The organism is Rhodospirillales bacterium (assembly GCA_016699855.1).
GTDB lineage: Bacteria > Pseudomonadota > Alphaproteobacteria > Reyranellales > Reyranellaceae.
This window is the reverse complement of the sequence record CP064988.1, coordinates 3,532,576-3,555,032: the sequence shown is the minus strand read 5'-3', so window position 1 is coordinate 3,555,032 and position 22,457 is coordinate 3,532,576. Positions and strand designations below refer to the sequence as shown.

Genomic DNA, 22,457 nt, shown 5'->3' with positions numbered 1-22,457 from the left:
CCGGGCGCGCATCCGCCACCGCGCGTGGCCTCGCGCCGCGCGCTGCTCGGCGCGTCGGGCGGCCTGCTGGTCGGACTCGCGCCGGGCCGCGGCGAGGCGCGCATCGCCGAGCGCATGGCCGGCGCCGCGCGCGCCTTGCTCGCCGCCGTCGATGAACGCGGCCGCCGCGCGGTGTCCCTCGCCTTCGCCGCGCCGGAACGCGAGGACTGGCACTACGTTCCGCGCCGTCGCGCCGGCCTGACGCTGCGCGAGATGGGCGCGCCGGCGCGCGCCGCCGCCGCGACGCTGCTGGAGGCCGGGCTCGGCGACACCGGCGTGCGCCGCGTCGAGGGCGTCCGACGACTGGAGGGCATCCTGCGCGAACGCGAGGGCGCGTGGCGCGATCCCGACAACTACGCGCTGGCCATTCACGGCGATCCTGCGACGCCGCCCTGGGCGTGGCGCTTCGAAGGCCACCACCTGTCGCTGCACTTCACGATCGTCGCGCCCGACCGGATCGCTGTGACGCCCGCATTCTGGGGCGCCAACCCGGCGCGGACGGCGGACGGCTTCCGGCTGATGGGCGCGGTCGAGGATTCCGGCAAAGCGCTGCTGCGATCGCTCGACGAGGCGGCGCGGCGCGAGGCGGTGATCGGCGAACGCAGCCTCGGCGACATCGTCGCCGGCCCCGGCCGCGAGAGCGATCTAGGCGCGCCGCGCGGCGTGGCGCTGTCGCGGCTCGGCGACGGCCAACGCGACCTCGCCGTGGCGATCGCCCGCGGCTTCCTCGACGCCGTGGCGCCCGATCTCGCCGCCGCCCGCCTCAAACGCCTGCGCGAGACGGAATGGAGCGCGTTGCGCTTCGCGTGGGCCGGCCCGATGGCGGACGGCCGGCCGTTCTACTTCCGGCTCCACGGGCCGGCGACGCTGCTCGAGCTCGACAACACGCAGAACGACGCCAACCACGTGCATTCGGCGTGGCGCGACCTCGGCGGCGATTTCGGCCGCGACGCGCTGGCCGAGCACTACCGCAAAGGCCACCGCTGAGCCGCGCTCACAGCCGGTAGAACGCCGCGGCGTTGCGGTGGAAGAACGCGGCGCGTTCGTCGTCGGTGCGGTCGTCGAGCATCCGGCTCACGGCGCGCACGAGGACGTCGTAGCCGACCCGCAGCCCAGCCACCGGAAAATTGGTCGCGAACATGCAGCGTCCGATTCCGAAGATCGAGATCGCGTCGCGCACGATGCGCCGGTTCGATCCGTAGTCCCAGGCCTGGTCCTTGAGACCGAATTCCGAGACCTTGAGGCGCACGTTGGGTTCGCGCGCGATGCGTTCCATCGCCCGCCGCCACGCCGCGAGTCCTTCCTCGCTGCGGTCCCACGGGAATCCGGTGTGGTTGAGCACGATCGGCGTGCGCGGGAACATGGCGGCCACCTCGGCCGCCTCGTCGAGGTGCCAGGACGGCACGCGCAGATCCCACGACAGCCCGTGCGTCTCCAGCAGCGCGAAGCCCTTCAACCACGCCGGATCGCGCATCGTGCCCGCGACCTCGGAGGACGCGCGGCCGGGCGCCGGCGTCGTGACCGGCTTCGAGCGGATGCCGCGCACCCGCTCGAACGAGGCCTGCCGCGCGATCACCTCGGCGGCGTTCTCGGTGTGGAACCAGGCGTGCGCCACGATCGCCGCCGGCATGCCGTCGGACTCCGCGAGGCCGTCGAGCCAGCGCGTCTCGCCAACCTGGTCGTCGCGGTCCCACTCCGCCTCGCAATGCACCGTCGCCAGCACGTTGTGGCCGGCGGCGTCGCGACGGTAGTCGGCCGGCATGTAGTCGCGTTTCAGCGCCGAGTAGTCGCCGAGGAAGAAATGCGGCTCCGGCCGGTCGCGCAGCCACGGATAGTGGTTGCGGCCGAGATCCCAGAGATGGTGGTGGGCGTCGATCAGCGTCACCGCGCCGGGATCGTCGTTCCACCGCCCGTGGATGGTGCGCATCGTCGAAGGCTCCGCGTCGACCCGGCCGCGGAGGTGCCGCGGCCGGGCGCGCGGCGGACTACAGCACGCCGAGCATGCGGCCGACCAGCGGATGGCGCACGACGTCGTCCTGCGTCAGGCGCACGACGGCGACCTCGTCGACCGCCTCGAGCTTGGCCGCGATCTGGATCAATCCCGACAGCTCGGGCAGCAGGTCGGTCTGGTCGGGATCGCCGGTCAGCACCATGGTCGAGTGCCAGCCCAGCCGCGTCAGCAGCATCTTGAGCTGGCCGTAGGTGCAGTTCTGCGCCTCGTCGATCAAAACGAAGCAGTTGTTGAGCGTGCGGCCGCGCATGAAGGCGACCGGCGCGATCTCGATCGTGCCGTCGTCGAGATAGGTGCGCAGGCGCTTGGCGCCGAGCCGGTCGTTGAGCGCGTCGTAGAGCGGCCGCAGATAGGGATCCAGCTTGTCGCGCAGATCGCCCGGCAGGTAGCCGAGGTTCTCGCCGGCCTCGACCGCCGGCCTGCTGAGCAGGATGCGGGCGATGCGGCGGCTCTCCAGCGCCTCGACGGCGGCGCTGATCGCGAGATAGGTCTTGCCGGTGCCGGCCGGTCCGAGGGCGAGGGTGAGCGGCTGGGCGTCGATGGCCTCCATCAGCAGGCGCTGGTTGTCGCTGCGCGGGCGGACTTTGCGGACGTAGCTTTGATCGCGCTCCTCGGCCGCGACAAGTCGGGGCGTATCGAAGAAAAGGCTATGGACCCGTCCGGACTCGACCGACTCGGCACGGGTACGACGCGCGACGCGCTTGGCCATGGAGCACTCCACCGGTGACGCTGGGGACACGCAGGACCGGCCGCGCCCGAACGAAAAACGCCCCCGCTGGTGGCGGAGGCGTCGGACGGGTTCGGCCGTGGGAAACGAAGGTTGCAGGCGATGGCCCGGGTTCGGCGGTAGGTTCGCCGGGACCGGAGGATCCGAAAAGAGCCGGGATCCACGGAAGGATGTCTGCCTCCTTCGTTATGTGGATAAGCTACGACGCGGATCGCGGGATGTCACCCTATTTTGCGGTGCATCATGAAATCTTCATCTAGGGGTGGGATGCGACGTTAATGCGGCCGGCGCGGCCCTTTTCACGCCCGGCCGGCGGTCGAGGAGAACAGACCGGGATCGGCGCCCAGCCGGTCGCCCAGCTTGCCGAGCGCCCGGGTCCACTTTCCGTCGTAGTCGCCGTCGAACAGGATCGCCTCGTCCTCGGCCGGCACCACCAGCCACGCGTTGTCCTGCAATTCGCGGTCGAGCTGGCCCGGCCCCCAGCCGCTATGGCCCAGCGCCAACAGCGTCGTGGCCGGTCCGGCGCCGCGCGCCATGTCGCGCAGGATCTCCAGCGAGGCGGTCAGGCCGAACCGCTCGTGGCCGACCATCAAGGTCTCCTCGCGCCGGTATTCGGCGCTGTGCAGCACCAGTCCGTGGCTGACCTCGACCGGTCCGCCCCAGACGACATGGGTGGGTTCCGGCGCCACCGGGGCGCCCAGCCCGAGCTCCTCGAACAGCTCGGCCGGCGTCGGCTCGACCAGCGCGCGGTTGACGACGATGCCGAGCGCGCCCTCGTCGTTGTGGCGGCACATGTAGATCACGGAATGGCGGAAGCGCTCGTCCGCCATGGCCGGCGTCGCCACCAGCATCTGGCCCTCGATGTAGCGATCGTCGACCGGTTTGCGCTTAGCCATGCGACTCCGCTACTCCCATCCGGCGCGGCGCGCAACACGCGGACGGTCGCGGCGCGCGCCCACCGGCGGCGGCCTCCGACACAGGGTTGTGATGGGCGGCGAGGCCGATCCGGGGCATATCAACACCGGGCGCCGCGCGTAGCGCCGCATCGGATGGGTCGCATGGTTCGGCGTGGATTCTCGGTACTGGTCGCCGGCGTGGCGGCGGTGTTCGCGACGCTGGCCGCCGGCGCCGGACCGGCGCGTGCCGCCGGCTCGGACTGGGCGAGGACCGAGCAGACCGAACTGCGGCTGATCTCGGCCGTCGACGCCATCGGCGATTCGCGGACGGTCACGCTGGGCCTCCAGTTCCGCCTCAAGCCCGGCTGGAAGATCTACTGGCGGTCGCCCGGCGACGCGGGGTTCCCGCCGACCATCGAGTGGAGCGGCTCGACCAATCTCGGCAAGACCGCGTTCCTGTGGCCGGCGCCGACCCGCTTCAAAGTCTCCGACCTCTCGAACATCGGCTACAAAAGCGCGGTCACGCTGCCGATCCAGGCGACGGTGCTCGAACCGGGCAAGCCGCTGTCGATCCGCGCCAAGGTCGACTACCTCACCTGCGACGACGTCTGCATCCCCTACACCGCCGAGCTGAAACTGACGCTGCCCGCCGGCGCCGGCGCGCCCAGCGCGGAGGCGCCGCTGATCGGCGCGGCGTTGGCGGCGATGCCGGCGGCGGCCGGGCCGGAGACGCTGACCTTCGAGGCGCCGGTCCTGACGGAGATCGACAAGCCCGGCGGCAAGGTCGGCGAGCAGGCCGTGTCGCTGAGCGTCGTCGTCCGCTCGGCCGTGCCGCTACGCCGACCCGACCTGTTCGTCGAGCATCCGTCGATCGTCGTCGCCGAGGAGCCGGACGTGCGCCTCGAGGAGGACGGCCGGCGCGCGACGATCACCGCGACCCTGGTCGGCGACAAGCTCACGGCGCGGGCGTTGGCCGCCGACGACCTGACCCTCACGTTGGTTGACGACGGCCGCGGCGTCGAAGGCGTGGTGCGCGCCAGCGCCGCCGGCGCGCCCGACGGCGCGCGCCGCGCTCCGGGCGGCAGCGCCGCGGCCGACGGCGGCCTGTGGTCGATCCTGCTGGTGGCGGTGCTCGGCGGCTTGATCCTGAATCTAATGCCCTGCGTGCTGCCGGTGCTGTCGCTGAAAGTGGTCGGCGCCATCGGCCATGGCGGCGACGCGCCGGGCCGCGTCCGCGCCGGCTTCCTCGCCTCGGCCGCTGGCGTGGTCGCGTCGTTCCTGCTGCTGGCCGGCGCCGCCATCGCGGTGAAGCACGCCGGTCTCGCCGTCGGCTGGGGCATCCAGTTCCAACAGCCCGTGTTCATCGCGTTCATGACGGTGGTGGTCCTGCTGTTCGCGCTGAACCTCGCCGGCGCGTTCGAGATCCCGCTGCCGTCGTGGCTGGCCGGCGCCGCGGTCGCGACCGAGGGCCGCGCCTCGCGCTCGGAGCTCGCCGGCCATTTCGTCTCCGGCGCGTTCGCCACCCTGCTGGCGACGCCGTGCTCGGCGCCGTTCGTCGGCACCGCGCTGGGCTTCGCGCTGTCGCGCGGCGCCGTGGAGATCGTCGCGGTGTTCCTCGCGCTCGGCGTCGGTCTCGCCGCGCCCTACCTGCTGCTCGCGGCCTTCCCCGGTCTCGCGACGCGCCTGCCCAAGCCCGGCCGCTGGATGGCGCGGCTGAAGATCGTGCTGGCGCTGGCGCTGGCGGGCACCGCGGTCTGGCTGCTGTGGGTTCTGATCGGCGCCGCCGGCGAGCCGGGCTTCCTCGCCGCCGCGGCGCTCAGCGCGGCGATGTGCGGCCTGATCCTGTGGCGCGGCCGCATCGGGCGCTGGGCGGCGCCGGCCGCGATCGTCGCGGCGCTGCTCGCCATCGTCGCGCCGGGCGTCCTCACGGTGGCGTCGCGCCCGGTCGCGGCCGCCGGCGACGGCCGCTGGGTTCGGGTCGACCCGACGCGCGACATCGCCGCCCAGATCGCCGCCGCGCGCGACGGCGGCAAGATCGTGCTGGTCGACGTCACCGCCGACTGGTGCGTCACCTGCCAGGTCAACAAGAAGCTCGTGCTCAACGCCGACGCCGTGGTCGAGCGCCTGCGCGCCGCGAAGGCGGTGTCGCTGAAGGTCGACTGGACGCGGCCAAGCGATCCGATCGCCAAGTATCTCGCCGCCAACGGCCGCTACGGCATCCCCTTCAACATCGTCTACGGCCCCGGCGCGCCGGACGGCGTCGCGCTGCCCGAGCTGCTGACCAGCGACGCCGTGCTGGCCGCGCTCGACAAGGCCGCGAAGCGCTGACGCGCGGCGGCCCGCTATGCTCGCGCGCATGACGCTCAAGATCGCGCGCTTCCCCGACCCGGTCCTGCGGCGGGTCGCCGAACCCGTCGCCGTTTTCGACGACGCGCTGCGCGCGTTCGCGCGCGAACTGCTGGAGACGATGCGCGCCGCGCCCGGCATCGGCATCACCGCGCCGCATGTCGGAATCCTGAAACGGCTTGTCGTCATCGACCTCGGCGATACCGACGGCGCGCGCTTCCTGGTCAACCCGCGGGTCGAATGGGCGTCGGCCGAGACGGCACGCCACGACGAGGGCAGCGTATCGATGCCCGGGATCGCCGCCGAGGTCGAACGCCCGGCCAGGGTGCGCGTCGCCTACCAGGATCTCGACGGCGCGCCACTGACGATCGAGGCCGGCGGATTGCTGGCCGTCTGCCTGCAGCACGAGATCGACCAGCTCGACGGCACCTTCTGGCTCCAGCGCCTGTCGCGATTGAAGCGCGACCGGTTGACGGCGAGGTTTTCCAAGGTGGAGCGCGGTAGGTAGCCCCCCCGCCCATGGACAAACCCCGACCCCGTCACTACGTTCCGTCACGTCCGCGACCGCGTCCATCCGGGGCGCGGCGCGGGCGTTTCGTTCTCAGGAGTGGACCTCAACCATGGTGAAAGTGGGCGACAAGGTCCCGTCCGCGACGCTTCGGTATCTAGGCCCGGAAGGGCCGAAGGCGATCACGACCGAAGAGCTGTTCGCGCCGGGGAAGAAGGTCGTGGCTTTCGCGCTTCCGGGTGCCTTCACACCCACTTGAAGCGCCAAGCATGTGCCAGGTTTTCTGGCCAATCACGACGCGATCAAAGCGAAGGGCGTCAGCGCCATCGCCTGCATCTCCGTCAACGACGCGTTCGTCATGGGCGCGTGGGCGAAGGACCAGGGCACCGGCGAGAAGGTGATGATGCTGGGCGACGGCAACGGCGAGTTCACCGAGGCCATGGGGCTGGTGCTCGACGCGTCGAAGAACGGCCTCGGCCGGCGCTCGCAGCGCTACGCCATGATCGTCGACGACGGGGTCGTCACCGGCCTGTTCGTCGAGAAGCCCGGCGCGTTCGAGGCGTCGACCGCGGAGGCGGTGCTCAAGGCATTGTGATCGCGCCGGCAACGGCGGCGCAACGGGCGGGGTCGCGGGACCCCGCCTTTTTCGTCGCCGCGGCGCGGTCGACGTGCGAAAACCCGCCCATCGGCCGGATCCGGCCGGCGGCGTGGCGTCCAACCGAAGGAGCGAGAACGATGGCCAAGGCAGGAGACAAGATTCCCAGCGCGACCCTGATGCACAAGGGCGCCGACGGCATCAAGCCGGTGTCGACCGACGAGTTCTTCGCCGGCAAGAAGGTCGTGCTGTTCGCCGTGCCCGGCGCCTTCACGCCGACCTGCTCGGCCAAGCATGTGCCGAGCTTCGTGGTGAACCACGCGGCGCTGAAGGCCAAGGGCGTCGACGCCGTGGCCTGCGTGTCCGTCAACGACGCGTTCGTGATGGACGCGTGGGGCAAGGACCAGAAGGCCGACGACAAGGTGATGATGCTGGCCGACGGCAACGGCGACTTCGCCGAGAAGATGGGCCTGGTGATGGACGGCTCGAAGTTCGGCATGGGCAAGCGCTCGCAGCGCTACGCCATGGTGGTCGACAACGGCGTCATCAAGACGCTGAACGTCGAGGCGCCGGGCGCCTACGACGTGTCGAGCGCCGAGGCGATCCTCAAGGCGCTCTAGCCACCGGCGCCGCGTGGCGCACACGGTCGAAGGGCGGCGCCGCGGGGCGCCGCCCTTTTTCGTCGGCGCGCGTCAGAACAGCTTGCCGCCGTCGGGCACGGATTTGTCCGGCGACACCAGCACCACCGCGCCGTCGGCGTCGGGGAAGCCGAGGCACAGCACCTGCGACATGAACTTGCCGATCTGGCGCGGCGGGAAATTCACCACCGCCGCGACCTGGCGGCCGACCAGAGACTCCGGCGCGTAGTGCGTCGTGAGCTGCGCCGAGCTTTTGCGGCGGCCGATCGCCGGACCGAAATCGACCACGAGCTGGATCGCCGGCTTGCGCGCGCCCTCGAACGGCCGCGCCTCGACGATGGTGCCGACGCGGATGTCGACCCGCTCGAAATCGTCCCACGCGATGGTGGCGCGCGGCGCGCCCGCTTCGTCCGGCATGCTGTCCTCCCTGCGGCGCGGCGCATCCTATCGACGCGCGCGCCGCCGCCAAGACGCGAAAAAGGCCGCCCTCCGGGGAAGAGAGCGGCCCTGGTCGATGTCCGGCGGATCAGAGGGGTCGGGGAAGAGACCCGCGCGGAGATCGAATTCGCGGCATGGCCGGCGCGACGCCGGCCGGCCGGTCGTTACTGCTTCTTCGCGATCAGCGACTTCACCTCGTCGAGGGCGTCGGCGACGCGCTTGTTGATCTGCTCGAGGGTCTCGGTGTTGCCCTTGGCGATCATGTCGGCGATCTCGCGGACGTTGGCGATCGCGGTCTCGTAGGTCTTCTTGGCGATCTCCGCCTGCTTGACGGCCTTCTCCTCGAACGAGGCGGCGGACATCACTTCGCTGGCGGCCTTCGAGAACTCCTCGGTGGCCAGCTTGATCATGTCGGCCTGGCGCTGCGCGACGGTCTTGACGGCCTCGAACGCGGTCTGGTTGGCGGCGGTGATGGCGGCGACGTTCTTGCGCTGCGTCTCGACGAGCGCCTCGACGTTGAACGCGGGCATCTTGAACTCGCCCATCGCCTTGGTGAAATCGACGTCGGCGAACGGGAACTTGAAGGCCTGGGTGTTCATGGTCTCTCTCCTGAGGGCGGCGCCGCATCAGGAGATGGGGCGTCCGAAGCTACGGATCTCGCGGCGCCACCGGAATGGTGCGTCGCAACATTGAGGAAGATAGTTTGTGCGATGCAGCATGTCAAGGTCATGTTGCATCGCAACATAGACTGGGCCTGCGATGACGTAACGTCGCGAGACGACGCCACGGGCGGACGAACCTAGACCGGTGCGTCCCCGGCGGCGGCCGGGGCGTCCTTCGCTGGTCGTTCCCGGCGTCGGAATATCGCTCTTTTACGTGTCGATTCAATGACATCGGCCCAGCGACCAAGTCGCTTCAGACCCTTGTCCAGCGCCGCCATGGTCTTCGCCAGATCGGCGCTGTCGTCGTTCAGCCACGTCCGCAAAAGCGAGAGGTGCAAAGCAGCTAGCGCTTTTTGACGCAGCGCACCTAGGCCGCCTTCGGAGGAGACGCCGGCGTCTTCCAGGACGATGGCCATTGATCGGGACAAGGGCCGGACGAGCGCCAGCGCGGTCAGCGGATCGCGCGCGAGGCCGTCCACCAAGGCGGCGACCGCGTCCCGGTAGGGGGCGAGCGCGTCGTAGCGGCGCATCATGATGTCGAACAACCTGTCGCGGACGGTCTCGTCGGGATCGAGCGACGGCGCCGATCCCGCCAGCACCGCGTCGTCGATCCGGGCGAGGAACGCGGCGACCAGCGCCACTTTGGACGGATACACCCGGTAGAAGGCGCCGAACGGCACCGGAGCGCCATCGTCGCCCAGCGTGTCCCGCGCCACCTCGCGCAAACCGGCGGCGCGCCAGCCGCGCGCCGGCAATAGGCGCAGGAACGCGTCCAGCCCGCGGCCGGCGATATCGGGGCCCGTCGGCGGGGGCGCGCACAGTCCCGACGCCGTGTCGGCCGCGTCGCTCATGGTCCGTGCCCTCCCCGCTCCATCAATTCCAACCGCCGCGCCGACGGTCCGGCCGCCTATCGGACGGTCGTCCGTCAGGCCGTCGCCCGTCGCACCGTCGCCCGCCAGGCCGTCGCCCGTCGCCCGTCGCCCGTCGATCCAATCAGCCCGCCAGTTCGCGGCCGCGCCGCGTCGCGGCGTCGATCGCGCGGTCGAACAGCGGCTGCATGCCGTCGGCCGCCATCAGCACCGCCAGCGCCGCCGCCGTCGTGCCGCCGGGGCTGGTGACGTTGACGCGCAACTGCGCCGCCGGTTCCGGCGAACGCCGCAGCAATTCGCCCGATCCCGACACCGTGGCGCGCGCCAGGCTCATCGCCATGTCGGCCGGCAGACCCGCTTTCACACCGGCGGCCGCCATCGCCTCGACCAGATGGAACACGTAGGCCGGGCCGCTGCCCGAGACGGCGGTGACGGCGTCCATCACGCCCTCGTCGCCGGTCCACAGCACCTCGCCGACGGCCGACAGCAAAGCGCCGCAGCGCGCCTTGGCGGCGTCGTCGACCCCCGGTCCGGCGACGCAGACCGTCACGCCGCGGCGCACCGCCGCCGGCGTGTTCGGCATGGCGCGCACGATCCGCGCGCCCTCGCCGAGTCCGGCGCGGAAGAACGCGACCGGCTTGCCGGCGGCGATCGACAGGAAAGTCGTCGCCGGCCCGACGAAGCGGCGCAGGCCCGGCAGAACCTCGGCCATGATCTGCGGCTTGACCGCCAGCACGACGACGTCCGGCGTGAAGCCGGCGGGCACGTCGCCGACCGCGCCGACCAGCAGCGCGCCGGCGACCTTCGGCCGGCCGGCCTCGTTGGGTTCGATCACCGCGAGATCGGCCGGCGCCAGCCCCTGCTCGAGCCAGCCCTCCAGCATCGCGCCGCCCATCTTGCCGCAACCCACCAGCAGCAGCCCGCCCCGTCCGGCCATCGCGCTCTCCGTCCCTCGATCCATCGCGCGCTTATAGCACCGCCGCGGCCGGCGCGCCGCGAATCGACAGCGGCGCCGCCATCGGGCAGGACTCCGGCATCGCGAACGAATCCACGCCCCGGGGAAACCGCCGATGACCTACGCCCATATCACCGTCGAGCGCGACGGCGCCGTCGCCGTGCTGACCTTCGACCGGCCGCAGGTGCTCAACGCCTTCAACAACGAGCTGATGACGTCGACGCTCGCCGCCGTCGCCGACCTCAACGGCGACGACTCGGTGCGCGCCATCGTCGTGCGCGGCGCCGGCCGCGCCTTCTCGGCCGGCTTCGACCTCAAGGCCGCCGCCGGCCGCAAGATGGACGACGTCGCCGACTGGGAGCGGCAGATGAGGCTGCAGTTCGACTTCATCATGCAGTTCTGGCGCAGCCCGAAGCCGACCATCGCGGTGGCGCACGGCTTCTGCCTCGCCGGCGCCTTCGAGCTGATGCTGGCCTGCGACGTGACGATCGCGGCCGAGGGCACGCGCTTCGGCGAGCCGGAGGTGCGCTTCGGCACCGGCATCGTGGCGATGCTGCTGCCGTGGATCACCGGGCCGAAGCAGGCCAAGGAGCTGCTGCTGACCGGCGACGACCGGATCGACGCCGCCGACGCGCTGCGCATGGGCATCGTCAACCACGTCGTGCCTGCCGACGCCGCCTTCGCCAAGGGCAGGGCGATCGCCCGCACCATGGCGACAGCGTCGGAGCGCTCCGTGCGCCTGACCAAGAAGGCGATCAACGCGCAGTACGAGGCGATGGGGCTGGGCGGCGGGCTGGCCGCCGCGCTCGACATGGACGTGCTGCTCAACGCCGGCTCGAGCCCCGAGAAACGCGAGTTCGCCCGCATCCGCGACGAGCAGGGCGTCAAGGCCGCGCTCGCCTGGCGCGACGCGCGCTTCAAGTAGGGGCGGACGCCCCCCCCCGGGACGCCGCCTCGCATCGGCGCGGGGCGCAGCTTCCTGGTCCGTCCCGCACGAACCTCCGCCGGTCGTCCTGAGCGGAGGCGCGCAGCGCCGTGGTCGAAGGACCTTTCCGCGGCGGACGCCGCGACATGATCCTTCGACTGCGCGCCTTCGGCGCTTCGCTCAGGATGACAATGCAGGAGTCCCGGCGGAGCCGTCGACAGTCGCGTGGATCGCGCTCGGGATGACAGGTCTCGTGGTCCGGAAAGCGCCGCCATGTCGACACGCGCTCGAGGTGACGGCGCCCGCGCGCGCTACCGCCTCCCGTCGCGCGACGGGAGGCGGCCGCTGGACGGTGGCTACGCCGGCAGGCCCTCGGCGGCGAAGGTGCGCTGCACGGCGGGCCGGGCCTTCATGCGGTCGAAATGCGCCTGCAGGTTGGCGGGCAGCGGGATCTTCACGCGGCCGGCCCAGAACTCGATGTAGAACAGCGCCGCGTCGGCGACCGAGAACTGGCTGCCCAGCACGTAGTCCTTGCCGGCCATCTTCGAGTCCAGCAGGGCGAGGCCCTTCTCGAAGATCTCCTTGCCGCGCGCCTTGACGGCGTCGTGGTCGGTCTTGCTCGGCGCGTAGTTCTCCGGGCGGAACATGCGCGAGAAGCCCTGCATGTGGATGGTGGCGACGCAGTAGTCCATCACCTCCAGCGCCTTGGCCATGCCGTCGGCGTCCGCCGGCAGCAGCTTCTTGTCGGGGTTGCTGAGCGCCAGGTAGGTCGCGATGGCCGGGAACTCGGTCAGCACCGAGCCGTCGTCGCGCTCCAAGGTGGGCACCTTCGACTTGGGATTCTTCTGCACGAACGGCTCGCCGTACTGTTCGCGCTCCATGAAATTCATCTTGTGGCGCTCGAACGGCTTGCCGATCTCCTCGAGCAGCACGTGGATTCCGATCGAGCAGGCGCCCGGGGCGAAATAGAGCTTCATGACCAATTCCTCCGTGATCTTCGTCGACGCCGCCTCGCGGCCGGCGCCCGAATCGCGCGGACTTGACCACGGATCGACCGGCGCTGGAAGACGCCATAGGCGGCTTGTAAGCACGAATCCGCGAGGCTTTGGCGTCATCGCGGCGCCGGCTTGTAAGACCGCGTCGGCGTCCAGCAAGCGCGGTCGGCCGTCCGGGATCGGCCGCTCCCGAACCGGGCTGCGGGCGCTATGTACCCGTCTCACAAGCGCGTCACCCGGTGCGCCCGGGACGGTGCGCCGGTACCACCGGGACGCTCATTGCGTCTTCGTCGCGAGAACCGGCGCCGGAATGGGCGCGCGTGTCTTGACTCCGCGTCGGGTGACCGGCGGCGGTCGATGCCCATGCGCCGCGCGGCCGATCCTTCGTCCCTTCGCGGATGCGAACGTCACACCGACGGGAAGTCGCGCGGCCGCGTCCTTCGCAACTGCGAACGCGGCGCGCGGCATGAGCGCGCCGCCGGTCAGCCGCGCGCCGGCCGCTTTGCTCGCGCCGCGCGGCAGCGCGTAGGATGCCGCGCGTGGAACCAACCACCAGAACGCCGGCCCGCCGGGCCCGGCGCGATCCGAGGGGAGCGACGACCATGCGGAACTGGCTAGTCACGACGGCCGCGATCGGCGCGGCGCTGGCGGCGGCGTGCCTCGGCGGCGCTGCCTCGGCGCAGAAGAGCGGCGGCACGTTGCGGATGTACTTCCACGACAACGCGCCGAGCGGCTCGATCCACGAGGAGGCCACCAACTCGACGGTCGTGCCGTTCATGCCGGTCTACAACAACCTCGTGCTGTTCGACCAGCAGGTGGCGCGCAACAGCGAGGACACGGTGCGCCCGGACCTCGCCGAGTCGTGGGCTTGGAACGCCGACAAGTCGCAGCTCGCGTTCAAGCTGCGGGCCGGCGTGAAGTGGCACGACGGCAAGCCGTTCACCGCCGCCGACGTGAAATGCACCTGGGACCTGGTGCGCGGCGAGGGCGCCGCCAAGCTGCGCAAGAACCCGCGCAAGACCTGGTACGAGAACCTCGACAAGGTCGTGGTCGACGGCGAGCTGGCGGTGACGTTCCACCTCAAGCGGCCGCAGCCGTCCTTCATCATCCTGCTCGCGTCCGGCTACTCGCCGGTCTACCCCTGCCACGCCACGCCGGCCGACATGCGGACCAAGCCCGTCGGGACGGGGCCGTTCAAGTTCGTCGAGTTCAAGCAGAACGAGCACATCAAGCTGGTCCGCAATCCCGACTACTTCAAGAAGGGCAAGCCGCACCTCGACGCCATCGAGTACTCCATCGTCCCCAACCGCTCGACCGCGATCCTCGGCTTCGTGTCGAACCGCTTCGACATCACGGCGCCCTACGCCGTCACCATCCCGCTGCTCAAGGACGTCCGCAGCCAGTCGCCGGCCGCCGTGTGCTCGACGGCGTCGATGAACAACTCCACGAACCTGATCGTGAACCGCGAATCGCCGCCGTTCGACGACGAGCGCCTGCGCCGCGCCATGATGCTCAGCATCGACCGCAAGGCCTTCGTCGAGATCCTGAACCAGGGCGACGCCATCATCGGCGGCGTCATGCAGCCGACGCCGGACGGCAACTGGGGGATGCCGCAGGCGATGTTCGAGCAGGTGAAGGGCTACGGCCCCGACGTCGCCAAGAACCGCGAGGAGGGCCGCGCGATCATGCGGTCGCTCGGCTACGGTCCCGACAAGCGCCTGAAGATCAAGGTCTCGACCCGCAACCACCTGCTCTACCGCGACCCGGCCGTGATCTTCGCCGACCAGCTCAAGGAGGTGTATTTCGACGCCGAGCTCGACCTGGTCGACACGGCGGCGTGGTTCACCAAGGTGGCGCGCAAGGACTACTCGGTCGGCCTCAACACCACCGGCAACGGCGTCGACGACCCCGACCAGACCTTCTTCGAGCACTACGCCTGCGGCTCGGAGCGCAACTACACCAACTACTGCAACCGCGAGCTCCAGGAGGCCTTCGTGCGGCAGTCGTCCGAGCTCGACCCGGAGAAGCGGCGCAAGATGGTGTGGGACATCGACCGGCGCCTGCTCGAAGACGCGGCGCGGCCGATCATCATGTGGAACCGCTCCGGCTCGTGCTGGCATCCGCGCGTGAAGGGCTACGTCCCGATGGTCAACAGCCTCTACAACGGCTTCCGCTTCGAGGACGTCTGGCTCGACCAGTAGCGGCCTCGACGCGGGAGCCTGACGCGCGCCGTCGCGAGCTCCCCTCACCTGACCTCTCCCCCGATGGGGTGTGCGAACTGGCGGATGGGTAACAGAAGCGTCCGGGCGGATGGGTAACACATCACCCGGCTGGAGGGCCGGGCCGCGCCTGCGCCGGGGGGTTAACCCCCCGGCGCAGGCGGCTCACTTTTCCTTTGGCGTCGATCGCCGCCAGACGCATCGGACCATAGCGCACCACCCACACGCCGTCGCGCGCGGTCGGCTCGAAGCCGACCGTCTCGCCGGCCAGCGTCTCGCTCAGAACACCATCTCCCGCCCCAGCGAACCTCGCCGTTGCTCCTGACCGCCCGCGCCTCCCATCCGGCCGGATACTCCGGCGCGCGCAGCTCGCCGTCCCACGGACGCGGGCTCCGGCTCCACACCTTCGACGGCGTCGCCATGTCCAGCGCCTCGTGCGGCCGCTCCTCGTTGAACATCCGCGTGAACGCCGCGAACCGGCGCTGCTGCTCGCGCCGGTCCCGCGCCACCGGCAGCACCGTGTCCTGCTGCACCGTCAGATGCAGCCGCTCGTGCCGGCCGTTCTGCTGCGGCCGGCCCGGCGCGATCCGCTCCGGCCGGACCCCGGCCCGCACCAGCCACACCGCCAGGCGCCCGATCCCGCCCATCCGCGGCCCGCGAACGGCGGCCCGTTGTCCGAGCGCAGCGACAGCGGCAGCCCGTGCTCGCGGAACGCCCCCGACAGCACCGTCCGCACCGTCGCGAAGTCGCAGCGCTCCACCGCCACCAGCCGCAGCACGTAGCGGCTGCGGTGGTCGCTCAGGCTCAGCGGATCCAGCCGCCGCGCGTCGCGCGTCCGCCACCAGCCCTTGAAGTCCACGCACCACACGTCGTTCGGACGCTCGCCCGTCCCCAGATCGTCGCCCTGCGGACGCCAGCTCCGCTCCGTCCGCCGCTTCGCCGTCAGACCGTGCCGCGACAACGCCGCCGCCGCCGCGCTCCGCCCGGGCCACCGGACCTCCGGCTCGCGCGCCGACAGCCACGCCAGCAGCTTCTTCGGTCCCCACGTCGGACGCTCCCCGCGCAGCTCCACCAGCCGCCGCTCCACCGCCTCGCCCATCGCGTTCGGATGGTGGCGCGCCGCGTGCGAACGCTCCTTCAGACCCGCCACGCCCTCCGCGTCGTACCGCGCCAGCGTCGCGTACACCGTCCGCCGGCTCACACCGTGCCGCCGACCGAGCTCGCTCACCGTCGCGTCGCCCCTCAGCCAGTCCCTCACCAGACGTTCCCTGCTCTCCATCGCGCTCGTCTCCGACCACGGCATGCACACCTCCATCGCATGCCCCCACTGTTACCCATCCGCCCGGACTTTTCTGTGAACCATCACCCCGATCCAGACAGGGGGAGAGGAACGTGAGCGTAGGTGCGGCTTCCGCCTCTCTTCTCCGGCTTGCTATTCCTCTCCTCGATCGGGGGAGAGGCCAGGCGAGAGGGCGCCGCCTAGGCTGGCGCCGCCTTCTCGAAGAAGCGGTTGGGCGGACGGGCGAGGCCGAGGTTCTCGCGCAGGGTCCTGCCCTCGTACTCGCGGCGGAAGAGGCCGCGGCGCTGCAGCTCGGGCACGACGCGGTCGACGAAATCGTCGAGCCCCGCCGGGAGGTACGGGAACATCACGTTGAAGCCGTCGCTGCCCTCCTCATGCAGCCACTCCTCCATCTGGTCGGCGATGGTCGCGGGCGTGCCGACGAAGGACAGGCCGGCGAAGCCGCCGAGGCGCTGGGCGAGCTGGCGCACCGTGAGTCCGTCGCGCTTGGCCAGCGCGATAGCGCGCTCGCGGCCGCTCTGGCTGGCGTTGGTCTCGGGGATCTCCGGCAGCGGCCCGTCGGGATCGAACTTCGACGCGTCGTGGCCCAGCGCGATCGACAGCGAGGCGATGGCGCTGTCGTAGTGCACGAGGCTGTCGAGATGGGCGCGCTTGGCGCGGGCCTCCTCGACCGTGTCGCCGACCACCACGAAGGCGCCGGGCAGGATCTTTAGCGAATCGCGGTCGCGGCCGACGGCCGCCATGCGGCCCTTGATGTCGGCGAACAGGCGCTTGCCGTCGGCCAGGCCGCCGATGCCGGCGAACACCACCTCGGCGGTCTCGGCGGCGAGCTGCTTGCCGGCCTCCGAGGCGCCGGCCTGCACGATCACCGGCCATCCCTGCACCGGCCGCGCCACGTTGAGCGGCCCGCGCACGGAGTAGTATTTCCCCTTGTGGTTCAGCACCCGCATCTTGGCGGGATCGAAATAGATGCCGGCCTCGACATCGCGGATGAAGGCGTCGTCGGCCCAGCTGTCCCACAGCCCGGTGACGACGTCGTAGAACTCGCGCGCGCGGCGGTAGCGCTCGTCGTGCTCCATGTGGTCGTCGAGCCCGAAATTCAACGCCGCGTCGGGGTTCGAGGTGGTGACGATGTTCCACGCGGCGCGGCCGCCGCTGAGGTGGTCCAGCGAGGCGAAGCGGCGGGCCAGATGGTAGGGCTGCTCGAAGGTGGTCGAGCCGGTGGCGATCAGGCCGAGACGCTCGGTCACCGCCGCCAGCGCCGGCAGCAGGGTCGGCGGATCGATCGACGTCACCGTGGCGCTGCGCTTCAGCGCCTCGACCGGCATGTTCAGCACGGCCAGATGGTCGGCCATGAAGAAGGCGTCGAACTTGCCGCGCTCCAAGGTCTGGGCGAAGCGCTTGAGGTGCGGCCAGTTGAAATTAGCGTCGGGATAGGCGCCGGGATAGCGCCACGCCGCGGTGTGGATGCTGACGGGACGCATGAAGGCGCCGAGACGGAGCATTTTGGTCATGGGGCCGCTATCGCAACGGGGGATGGGATCGCGCGCCGCACTAAAGCCGGCCGGGCATCGATTTCAAAGCGAGTTTCATTGCGAGGCGCGTGAGCGCGGGCCGCATGTCGACAGCCGGAACCGGATCTGGCGAAGACCCCTCATCCGGCGCTCCGCGCCACCTTCTCCCCCGCAAGGCGGGGGAGAAGGGAATTACATCTCCGAGCGTATCGTTCTTCCGTTCTCCGCCGCATGGGAGAAGAAGGAAGCGAGCTCGACTTCTCATTTTTCCGTCTCCCCCGTCATCGGGGGAGAAGGTGCCCGAAGGGTGGATGAGGGGTCAGCGCCGCCCGCAGACCGGCCAGCGGCATCAGGGCTCCGTCGCCTTGAACGCCGGCAACTCCACCAGGCGCCGCGCGTGCGCGCGCAGGCGTGGCGCGCAGGCGTCGGTGTCGATGCCGACACCGCGGGCGATGCGCTCGGCGACGAACGCCGTCACGTCGGCCTGGGTGAGGCGGCCCAGCAGCAGGTACGGCGCGCCCGGCTCGACCATCGCGTCGACGGCCGCGAGTGCGTTCGCGGCCTGCGCCGCGCAGTCGTCGATCCATGGCGGGTGGACCTTCTCGGGCGGGCGGTGGTTGCGTTCGTAGGCCGCCTGGAGCGCCTTGTCGCAACAGCCCATCATCAGCGCCGCGACCCGCAGCACGGCGCGCCGGTCGGCGCCCGCCGCCGGCGTCAGCGCGCGGTCGCGGCCGTGCGCCTCGTCCAGATGGTCGATGATCGCGGCGCTGTCGACCAGCGTCTCGCCGCCATCGAGCACCAGCGCCGGGATGCGGCCCAGCGGATTGGCGGCGCGCACCTCCTCCCGGTCGCCGAACCCCGACGCGGCGCGCCGCTCGTAGGCCATGCCGTAGACGTTCAGCGTGATCGCCACGCGCCGCGTGTAGGGCGAGCGGTCGACGCCGATCAGCAGCATCGCGGCGTCACGCCGCCTGGGCGCGGTCCAGCGCGGCGGCGCCCGCGCGCAGGCGCGGGATCAGCTCGCGGCCGAATTCGACGGTGTCGTTGAACGGATCGAAGCCGCGGATCAGGAACGAGTGGACGCCGAGCTTGTAGTATTCCAGCAGCGCGTCGGCGACCTGCTCGGCCGTGCCGACGAGGCAGGAGGTGTTGCCGACCGCGCCGGTGGCCTCGGCGATCGGCATCCACAGCCGCGCGTCGTGCACCTCGCCCTCGGCCGCGAAATCGAGCAGGCGGCGGGCGGAGTGGTCGAGCGGCTTGTCCTTGGTGGCGCCGAAGCCAGCGGCGTCGGCCTGGCGGCGCACGCCCTCGAGGATGCGCCGCGCCCGCGCCCACGCCGCGTCCTCGGTGTCGGCGACGATCGGGCGGAACGACATGTTGAAGCCCGGCACGCGGCCGTGCGCCGCCGCCATGGCGCGGAACGCGGCGATGCGGGCGCGGGTCGCGGCCAGCGGCTCGCCGAACATCGCGAACACGTCGCAATGCCGCGATCCCATCGCCAGGGCGCCGTCCGAGGAGCCGCCGAAGAACAGCGGTGGATGGGGCGTCTGGAGCGGGCGGACGTCCGAGCGCGCGCCCTTGACCCGGTAGAATTCGCCCTCGAAGTCGAACCTTCGCGGCGCGGTCCACGCCAGCTTCATGACCTCGATGTACTCGGCGGCGCGGCGGTATCGCTCCTCCTTGGGCGCGAAATCGCCGTCGCCCCACTGCTCCGGCTCGCTGGCGCCGGCGATGATGTGGATCGCCACCCGGCCGCCCGCGAGGTGGTCGAAGGTCGCGATCTTGCGCGCCGCCAGGGTCGGCGCCACGAAGCCGGGACGGTGGGCGATCAGGAACCCCAGCCGTTCGGTGTGCGCGGCGGCGTGCTGCGCGACCAGGAAGCCCTCGGCCGAGGATGCCGTGTAGCCGACCAGCGCCAGATCGAAGCCGGCGGCGTCGTGGGCGCGGGCGAAATCCCGCAGGTAGGGTGCCGAAATGCCGCCCTTGATGACGTGGACGGTGTCCTCGCCGGCCGGGGGCGTCACCCCGATCATGCCGATCACCCGCACGGGCATGGGTCCCTCCATCCTGTCCGGCGCCGACGCTGGGGCCGCGCGGGGGCGCCGTCAACGGCCGCCGCCGGCCGGCTGGGCACCCCGCCGGCGGCGCGATTGGGCCTTGATCTTCGCGGCCCGATAGTGTTTCTTCCCGCGAAGCATCCGACTTTGGCCCGCCTAGGCCGTCGTCGCCTCGTGCGAGGCGGCCCGCTCTGGACCTACCAAAAATTCGAATGGTGTGCGCCGCGCGATCCCCGCCCGGCGCCTTTTTGCGCACCATGTGCGTCGTACTTACTTCCAAGGAGCGACCATGCCGAAGGGCACCGTCAAGTGGTTCAACCCGACCAAGGGTTTCGGATTCATCCAGCCGGAGGACGGCTCTAAGGATGTGTTCGTGCACATTTCGGCCGTCGAGCGCGCCGGTCTCCGTTCGCTGAACGAGGGCCAGGTCGTGACGTTCGAGGTCTCGATGGACCGCGGCAAGCCGGCGGCCGTCAACCTGCAGGCCGGCTAACCACCGACCTGGGTCGGGTTCCCGGCAGCCGCCGGGGACCCGTCACTCCCCCGACCACGCACGTAGAGCGAGAGATAGCGCCACATGGCCAAGGAAGAGCTGATCGAAATGCAGGGTACGGTGGCCGAGCTGCTGCCGGACGGGCGTTTCCGCGTCAACCTCGAATCGGGCCACGAGATCATCGCCTACACGTCCGGGCGCATGAAGAAGAACCGCATCCGCGCCTTGGCCGGCGACCGCGTCACCGTCGAGATGACGCCGTACGACCTGGGCAAGGGCCGCGTCATCTTCCGCCACAAGGACGAGCGTCCCGGCATGGCCGGCGGACCGCCGCGCCGCCGCAACTTCGTGCGCCGCTGACGCCCGCGGCCTGACGGCGGCGCCCACCGCCGCCCTTCCCCCGACCAAAGCGCTTCCGACCGGCCGCCCCGCGCGCCGGCGTTTCCGCGCGTCCACGCGACAGAGGAGCCGCGCGAAAACGACGGGTCGGCAACCGCCCGGGCCGGCGCTACACTCCCGCCCAATCAGACGCGACCCAGGGAGAAGCGACCATGGCGGCCGATCCAAGCCTCGTCATCCGCAACGGCACCGTCGTGGACGGCACCGGCGCCAAGCCGTTCGAGGCCGATATCGCCATCGCCGACGGCCGGATCGTGGCGGTCGCGCCGAACCTCGCGGCGCGCGGCGCCGAGGAGATCGACGCCAAGGGCCGGATGGTGATGCCGGGCTTCGTCGACATCCACACCCACTACGACGGCCAGGTGACGTGGAGCGGCCAGGTCACGCCCTCCTCCGAGCTCGGCGTGACCACGGTGCTGATGGGCAATTGCGGCGTCGGCTTCGCGCCGGTTCGCAGGACCGACCACGACCTGCTGATCAAGCTGATGGAGGGTGTCGAGGACATCCCCGAGCCCGTGCTGGTCGCCGGCCTGCCGTGGAACTGGGAGAGCTTCGGCGACTACCTCGACGCGCTGGGGTCGCGCCGCTACGACATCGACGTGGCCGCACAGCTGCCGCACGCCGCGCTCCGCGTCTACGTCATGGGCCAGCGCGGCGTCGACCGCGAGCCGGCGACGGCGGCGGACCGCACCGAGATGCGCCGGCTGGCGACCGAGGCGATGCGCGCCGGCGCGCTGGGCTTCGGCACCTCGCGCACCATCAACCACCGCGCCAGCGACGGCCGCCACATCCCGACCCTGACGGCGGAGGAGTCGGAGCTGACCGACATCGCGCTCGGGCTCAAGGACGCCGGCACCGGCGTGCTGCAGATCGTGTCCGACCTGCGCGACGTCGATTCCGAGTTCGCCATGCTGCGGCGGATCGTCGAGGCGTCGGGCCGGCCGCTGTCGATCTCGCTGGCGCAGAACGACCGCGCGCCCAACCGCTGGCGCAAGACGCTGGACCTGATCGAGCGCGCGTCGAACGACGGCCTGCCGATCAAGGCGCAGGTCTGCCCGCGCGCGGTCGGCCTGACGCTGGGCCTCGAGCTGTCGCGCAACCCGTTCTTCACCCATCCGACCTACCGCAGGATCGCCCACCTGCCGCTGGCGCAGCGGGTGGCCGAGCTGCGCAAGCCCGAGGTCCGGGCGGCGATCCTGTCGGAGAAGCCGATCGACCACCGCGACGTGCTGGAGCGGATCGCCAACTACGACCGCATCTTCCTGATGGGCGATCCGCCGGACTACGAGCCGCCCGCCACCAGCAGCCTCGCCAGCATCGCGCAGCGCACCGGCCGCGCGCCGCAGGAGGTCGCCTACGACGCGCTGCTCGAGCGCGACGGGCGCGGCCTGCTCTACGTGCCGTTCCTCAACTACGCCGACGGCAACCTCGACGTCGCGCTGGAGATGCTGCGCCACCGCGACACGCTGCCCGGCCTCGGCGACGGCGGCGCCCATGTCGGCATCATCTGCGACGCCAGCGCGCCGACCTACATGCTGACCCACTGGGCGCGCGACCGCCGCGGCGAGCGGATGTCGATCGAGGCCGTCGTGTCGTCGCAGGCGCGCGAGACGGCGGCCGCCGTCGGCCTCAACGACCGCGGCGTTCTGGCGCCCGGCTACAAGGCCGACATCAACGTGGTGGATTTCGACCGCCTGTCGCTGCGCTCGCCCGAGGTCGCCTACGACCTGCCGACCGGCGGCCGCCGCCTGATGCAGCGCGCCGAGGGCTTCACCGCCACCGTGGTGTCGGGCGAGATCGTGTTCCGCGACGGCGAGCGCACCGGCGCGATGCCGGGCCGCCTCGTGCGCGGCGCGCAGCGCGCGGTCTGA

Annotated in this window: 22 protein-coding genes and 1 pseudogene; 10 read left to right on the top strand and 13 right to left on the bottom strand. The window is 71.1% G+C overall.

All coding sequences use genetic code 11. The features are described 5' to 3' along the window. Nucleotides 1-24: 24 nt before the first annotated feature. Nucleotides 25-1,026: a DUF3500 domain-containing protein gene (locus tag IPK81_16705; GenBank protein ID QQS11215.1), complete on the top strand. Its 1,002-nt coding sequence runs from the start codon at nucleotides 25-27 to the stop codon at nucleotides 1,024-1,026. A gap of 7 nt (nucleotides 1,027-1,033) precedes the next feature. Here the strand turns inward: IPK81_16705 and IPK81_16700 are convergent, their stop codons facing one another. From IPK81_16700 to IPK81_16690, 3 genes are all read right to left on the bottom strand, one after another. Beyond that, nucleotides 1,034-1,966, bottom strand: a complete 933-nt coding sequence (locus IPK81_16700; GenBank protein QQS11214.1) for an amidohydrolase family protein — start codon at nucleotides 1,964-1,966, stop codon at nucleotides 1,034-1,036. A gap of 58 nt (nucleotides 1,967-2,024) precedes the next feature. Beyond that, nucleotides 2,025-2,759 (bottom strand): PhoH family protein, encoded by a 735-nt coding sequence (locus IPK81_16695; protein QQS11213.1) that lies wholly within the window; start codon nucleotides 2,757-2,759, stop codon nucleotides 2,025-2,027. Nucleotides 2,760-3,076: 317 nt separating this feature from the next. Continuing rightward, the gene (locus tag IPK81_16690; protein ID QQS11212.1) at nucleotides 3,077-3,673 is read right to left on the bottom strand and encodes a YqgE/AlgH family protein; all 597 of its coding nucleotides are present in this window, start codon (nucleotides 3,671-3,673) and stop codon (nucleotides 3,077-3,079) included. Nucleotides 3,674-3,835: 162 nt separating this feature from the next. On the opposite strand from IPK81_16690, the gene IPK81_16685 reads away from it, so the two are divergent. The 4 genes and pseudogenes from IPK81_16685 to IPK81_16670 all read left to right on the top strand — a co-directional run bounded on the left by IPK81_16685 (nucleotide 3,836) and on the right by IPK81_16670 (nucleotide 7,742). Next, nucleotides 3,836-6,001: a thioredoxin family protein gene (locus tag IPK81_16685; GenBank protein ID QQS11211.1), complete on the top strand. Its 2,166-nt coding sequence runs from the start codon at nucleotides 3,836-3,838 to the stop codon at nucleotides 5,999-6,001. A gap of 28 nt (nucleotides 6,002-6,029) precedes the next feature. Continuing rightward, on the top strand, nucleotides 6,030-6,527 hold the full coding sequence (locus IPK81_16680; protein QQS15152.1) for a peptide deformylase: 498 nt from the start codon (nucleotides 6,030-6,032) through the stop codon (nucleotides 6,525-6,527). Between the two features lie 112 nt (nucleotides 6,528-6,639). Continuing rightward, nucleotides 6,640-7,122 (top strand): annotated as a pseudogene (locus IPK81_16675) (peroxiredoxin). Between the two features lie 140 nt (nucleotides 7,123-7,262). Then, nucleotides 7,263-7,742, top strand: a complete 480-nt coding sequence (locus IPK81_16670; GenBank protein QQS11210.1) for a peroxiredoxin — start codon at nucleotides 7,263-7,265, stop codon at nucleotides 7,740-7,742. 72 nt (nucleotides 7,743-7,814) lie between these two features. Here the strand turns inward: IPK81_16670 and IPK81_16665 are convergent, their stop codons facing one another. The 4 genes from IPK81_16665 to IPK81_16650 form a co-directional block, all read right to left on the bottom strand. Continuing rightward, the gene (locus IPK81_16665; protein ID QQS11209.1) at nucleotides 7,815-8,177 is read right to left on the bottom strand and encodes a tRNA-binding protein; all 363 of its coding nucleotides are present in this window, start codon (nucleotides 8,175-8,177) and stop codon (nucleotides 7,815-7,817) included. Between the two features lie 185 nt (nucleotides 8,178-8,362). Further along, nucleotides 8,363-8,797: a phasin family protein gene (locus tag IPK81_16660; GenBank protein ID QQS11208.1), complete on the bottom strand. Its 435-nt coding sequence runs from the start codon at nucleotides 8,795-8,797 to the stop codon at nucleotides 8,363-8,365. 200 nt (nucleotides 8,798-8,997) lie between these two features. After that, the gene (locus IPK81_16655) at nucleotides 8,998-9,711 is read right to left on the bottom strand and encodes a TetR/AcrR family transcriptional regulator (protein ID QQS11207.1); all 714 of its coding nucleotides are present in this window, start codon (nucleotides 9,709-9,711) and stop codon (nucleotides 8,998-9,000) included. Between the two features lie 142 nt (nucleotides 9,712-9,853). Next, nucleotides 9,854-10,666 (bottom strand): pyrroline-5-carboxylate reductase, encoded by an 813-nt coding sequence (locus IPK81_16650; protein QQS11206.1) that lies wholly within the window; start codon nucleotides 10,664-10,666, stop codon nucleotides 9,854-9,856. Between the two features lie 133 nt (nucleotides 10,667-10,799). Between IPK81_16650 and IPK81_16645 the strand changes: the two genes are divergently transcribed. Continuing rightward, nucleotides 10,800-11,609 carry an enoyl-CoA hydratase/isomerase family protein gene (locus tag IPK81_16645; GenBank protein QQS11205.1) on the top strand — a complete coding sequence of 270 codons (810 nt, stop codon included), beginning with the start codon at nucleotides 10,800-10,802 and terminating at the stop codon, nucleotides 11,607-11,609. Nucleotides 11,610-11,965: 356 nt separating this feature from the next. Here IPK81_16645 and IPK81_16640 read toward each other — a convergent pair whose 3' ends face one another. Beyond that, nucleotides 11,966-12,586 (bottom strand): glutathione S-transferase C-terminal domain-containing protein, encoded by a 621-nt coding sequence (locus IPK81_16640; GenBank protein QQS11204.1) that lies wholly within the window; start codon nucleotides 12,584-12,586, stop codon nucleotides 11,966-11,968. A 620-nt stretch (nucleotides 12,587-13,206) separates the two neighbouring features. Between IPK81_16640 and IPK81_16635 the strand changes: the two genes are divergently transcribed. Then, nucleotides 13,207-14,805 (top strand): peptide ABC transporter substrate-binding protein, encoded by a 1,599-nt coding sequence (locus tag IPK81_16635; protein QQS11203.1) that lies wholly within the window; start codon nucleotides 13,207-13,209, stop codon nucleotides 14,803-14,805. A gap of 161 nt (nucleotides 14,806-14,966) precedes the next feature. Here the strand turns inward: IPK81_16635 and IPK81_16630 are convergent, their stop codons facing one another. The 5 genes from IPK81_16630 to IPK81_16610 all read right to left on the bottom strand — a co-directional run bounded on the left by IPK81_16630 (nucleotide 14,967) and on the right by IPK81_16610 (nucleotide 19,691). Then, entirely contained in the window at nucleotides 14,967-15,446 is a 480-nt protein-coding gene (locus IPK81_16630; protein ID QQS11202.1) for a transposase, read from the bottom strand. Next, nucleotides 15,359-16,102, bottom strand: coding sequence for a transposase (locus tag IPK81_16625; protein ID QQS11201.1), 744 nt, complete (start codon nucleotides 16,100-16,102; stop codon nucleotides 15,359-15,361). Before IPK81_16625 ends, IPK81_16630 begins: the two co-directional genes overlap by 88 nt. Before the next feature lie 200 nt (nucleotides 16,103-16,302). Next, complete coding sequence (locus IPK81_16620; GenBank protein QQS11200.1) at nucleotides 16,303-17,637, bottom strand: LLM class flavin-dependent oxidoreductase; 1,335 nt, start codon at nucleotides 17,635-17,637, stop codon at nucleotides 16,303-16,305. A gap of 349 nt (nucleotides 17,638-17,986) precedes the next feature. Next, on the bottom strand, nucleotides 17,987-18,592 hold the full coding sequence (locus tag IPK81_16615) for a glutathione S-transferase family protein (GenBank protein ID QQS11199.1): 606 nt from the start codon (nucleotides 18,590-18,592) through the stop codon (nucleotides 17,987-17,989). Nucleotides 18,593-18,599: 7 nt separating this feature from the next. After that, entirely contained in the window at nucleotides 18,600-19,691 is a 1,092-nt protein-coding gene (locus IPK81_16610) for an LLM class flavin-dependent oxidoreductase (protein ID QQS11198.1), read from the bottom strand. A gap of 292 nt (nucleotides 19,692-19,983) precedes the next feature. Here IPK81_16610 and IPK81_16605 point away from each other — a divergent pair, with 292 nt between their 5' ends. The 3 genes from IPK81_16605 to IPK81_16595 all read left to right on the top strand — a co-directional run bounded on the left by IPK81_16605 (nucleotide 19,984) and on the right by IPK81_16595 (nucleotide 22,457). Beyond that, complete coding sequence (locus IPK81_16605; GenBank protein QQS11197.1) at nucleotides 19,984-20,187, top strand: cold-shock protein; 204 nt, start codon at nucleotides 19,984-19,986, stop codon at nucleotides 20,185-20,187. Between the two features lie 84 nt (nucleotides 20,188-20,271). Further along, nucleotides 20,272-20,547 (top strand): translation initiation factor IF-1, encoded by a 276-nt coding sequence (gene infA / locus IPK81_16600; protein ID QQS11196.1) that lies wholly within the window; start codon nucleotides 20,272-20,274, stop codon nucleotides 20,545-20,547. A gap of 191 nt (nucleotides 20,548-20,738) precedes the next feature. Further along, nucleotides 20,739-22,457: an amidohydrolase family protein gene (locus tag IPK81_16595; protein QQS11195.1), complete on the top strand. Its 1,719-nt coding sequence runs from the start codon at nucleotides 20,739-20,741 to the stop codon at nucleotides 22,455-22,457.

Bases quoted from the DNA above. Each gene is read 5' to 3' on its own strand.
- IPK81_16635 (QQS11203.1), top strand. From the start codon at position 13,207: ATGCGGAACTGGCTAGTCACGACGGCCGCGATCGGCGCGGCGCTGGCG.
- IPK81_16655 (QQS11207.1), bottom strand. From the start codon at position 9,711: ATGAGCGACGCGGCCGACACGGCGTCGGGACTGTGCGCGCCCCCGCCG.
- IPK81_16670 (QQS11210.1), top strand. From the start codon at position 7,263: ATGGCCAAGGCAGGAGACAAGATTCCCAGCGCGACCCTGATGCACAAG.
- IPK81_16690 (QQS11212.1), bottom strand. From the start codon at position 3,673: ATGGCTAAGCGCAAACCGGTCGACGATCGCTACATCGAGGGCCAGATG.
- IPK81_16610 (QQS11198.1), bottom strand. From the start codon at position 19,691: ATGCCCGTGCGGGTGATCGGCATGATCGGGGTGACGCCCCCGGCCGGC.
- IPK81_16595 (QQS11195.1), top strand. From the start codon at position 20,739: ATGGCGGCCGATCCAAGCCTCGTCATCCGCAACGGCACCGTCGTGGAC.
- IPK81_16680 (QQS15152.1), top strand. From the start codon at position 6,030: ATGACGCTCAAGATCGCGCGCTTCCCCGACCCGGTCCTGCGGCGGGTC.
- IPK81_16640 (QQS11204.1), bottom strand. From the start codon at position 12,586: ATGAAGCTCTATTTCGCCCCGGGCGCCTGCTCGATCGGAATCCACGTG.
- IPK81_16650 (QQS11206.1), bottom strand. From the start codon at position 10,666: ATGGCCGGACGGGGCGGGCTGCTGCTGGTGGGTTGCGGCAAGATGGGC.
- IPK81_16615 (QQS11199.1), bottom strand. From the start codon at position 18,592: ATGCTGCTGATCGGCGTCGACCGCTCGCCCTACACGCGGCGCGTGGCG.
- IPK81_16665 (QQS11209.1), bottom strand. From the start codon at position 8,177: ATGCCGGACGAAGCGGGCGCGCCGCGCGCCACCATCGCGTGGGACGAT.
- infA (QQS11196.1), top strand. From the start codon at position 20,272: ATGGCCAAGGAAGAGCTGATCGAAATGCAGGGTACGGTGGCCGAGCTG.
- IPK81_16605 (QQS11197.1), top strand. From the start codon at position 19,984: ATGCCGAAGGGCACCGTCAAGTGGTTCAACCCGACCAAGGGTTTCGGA.
- IPK81_16620 (QQS11200.1), bottom strand. From the start codon at position 17,637: ATGACCAAAATGCTCCGTCTCGGCGCCTTCATGCGTCCCGTCAGCATC.
- IPK81_16700 (QQS11214.1), bottom strand. From the start codon at position 1,966: ATGCGCACCATCCACGGGCGGTGGAACGACGATCCCGGCGCGGTGACG.
- IPK81_16695 (QQS11213.1), bottom strand. From the start codon at position 2,759: ATGGCCAAGCGCGTCGCGCGTCGTACCCGTGCCGAGTCGGTCGAGTCC.
- IPK81_16685 (QQS11211.1), top strand. From the start codon at position 3,836: ATGGTTCGGCGTGGATTCTCGGTACTGGTCGCCGGCGTGGCGGCGGTG.
- IPK81_16625 (QQS11201.1), bottom strand. From the start codon at position 16,102: ATGGAGAGCAGGGAACGTCTGGTGAGGGACTGGCTGAGGGGCGACGCG.
- IPK81_16645 (QQS11205.1), top strand. From the start codon at position 10,800: ATGACCTACGCCCATATCACCGTCGAGCGCGACGGCGCCGTCGCCGTG.
- IPK81_16660 (QQS11208.1), bottom strand. From the start codon at position 8,797: ATGAACACCCAGGCCTTCAAGTTCCCGTTCGCCGACGTCGATTTCACC.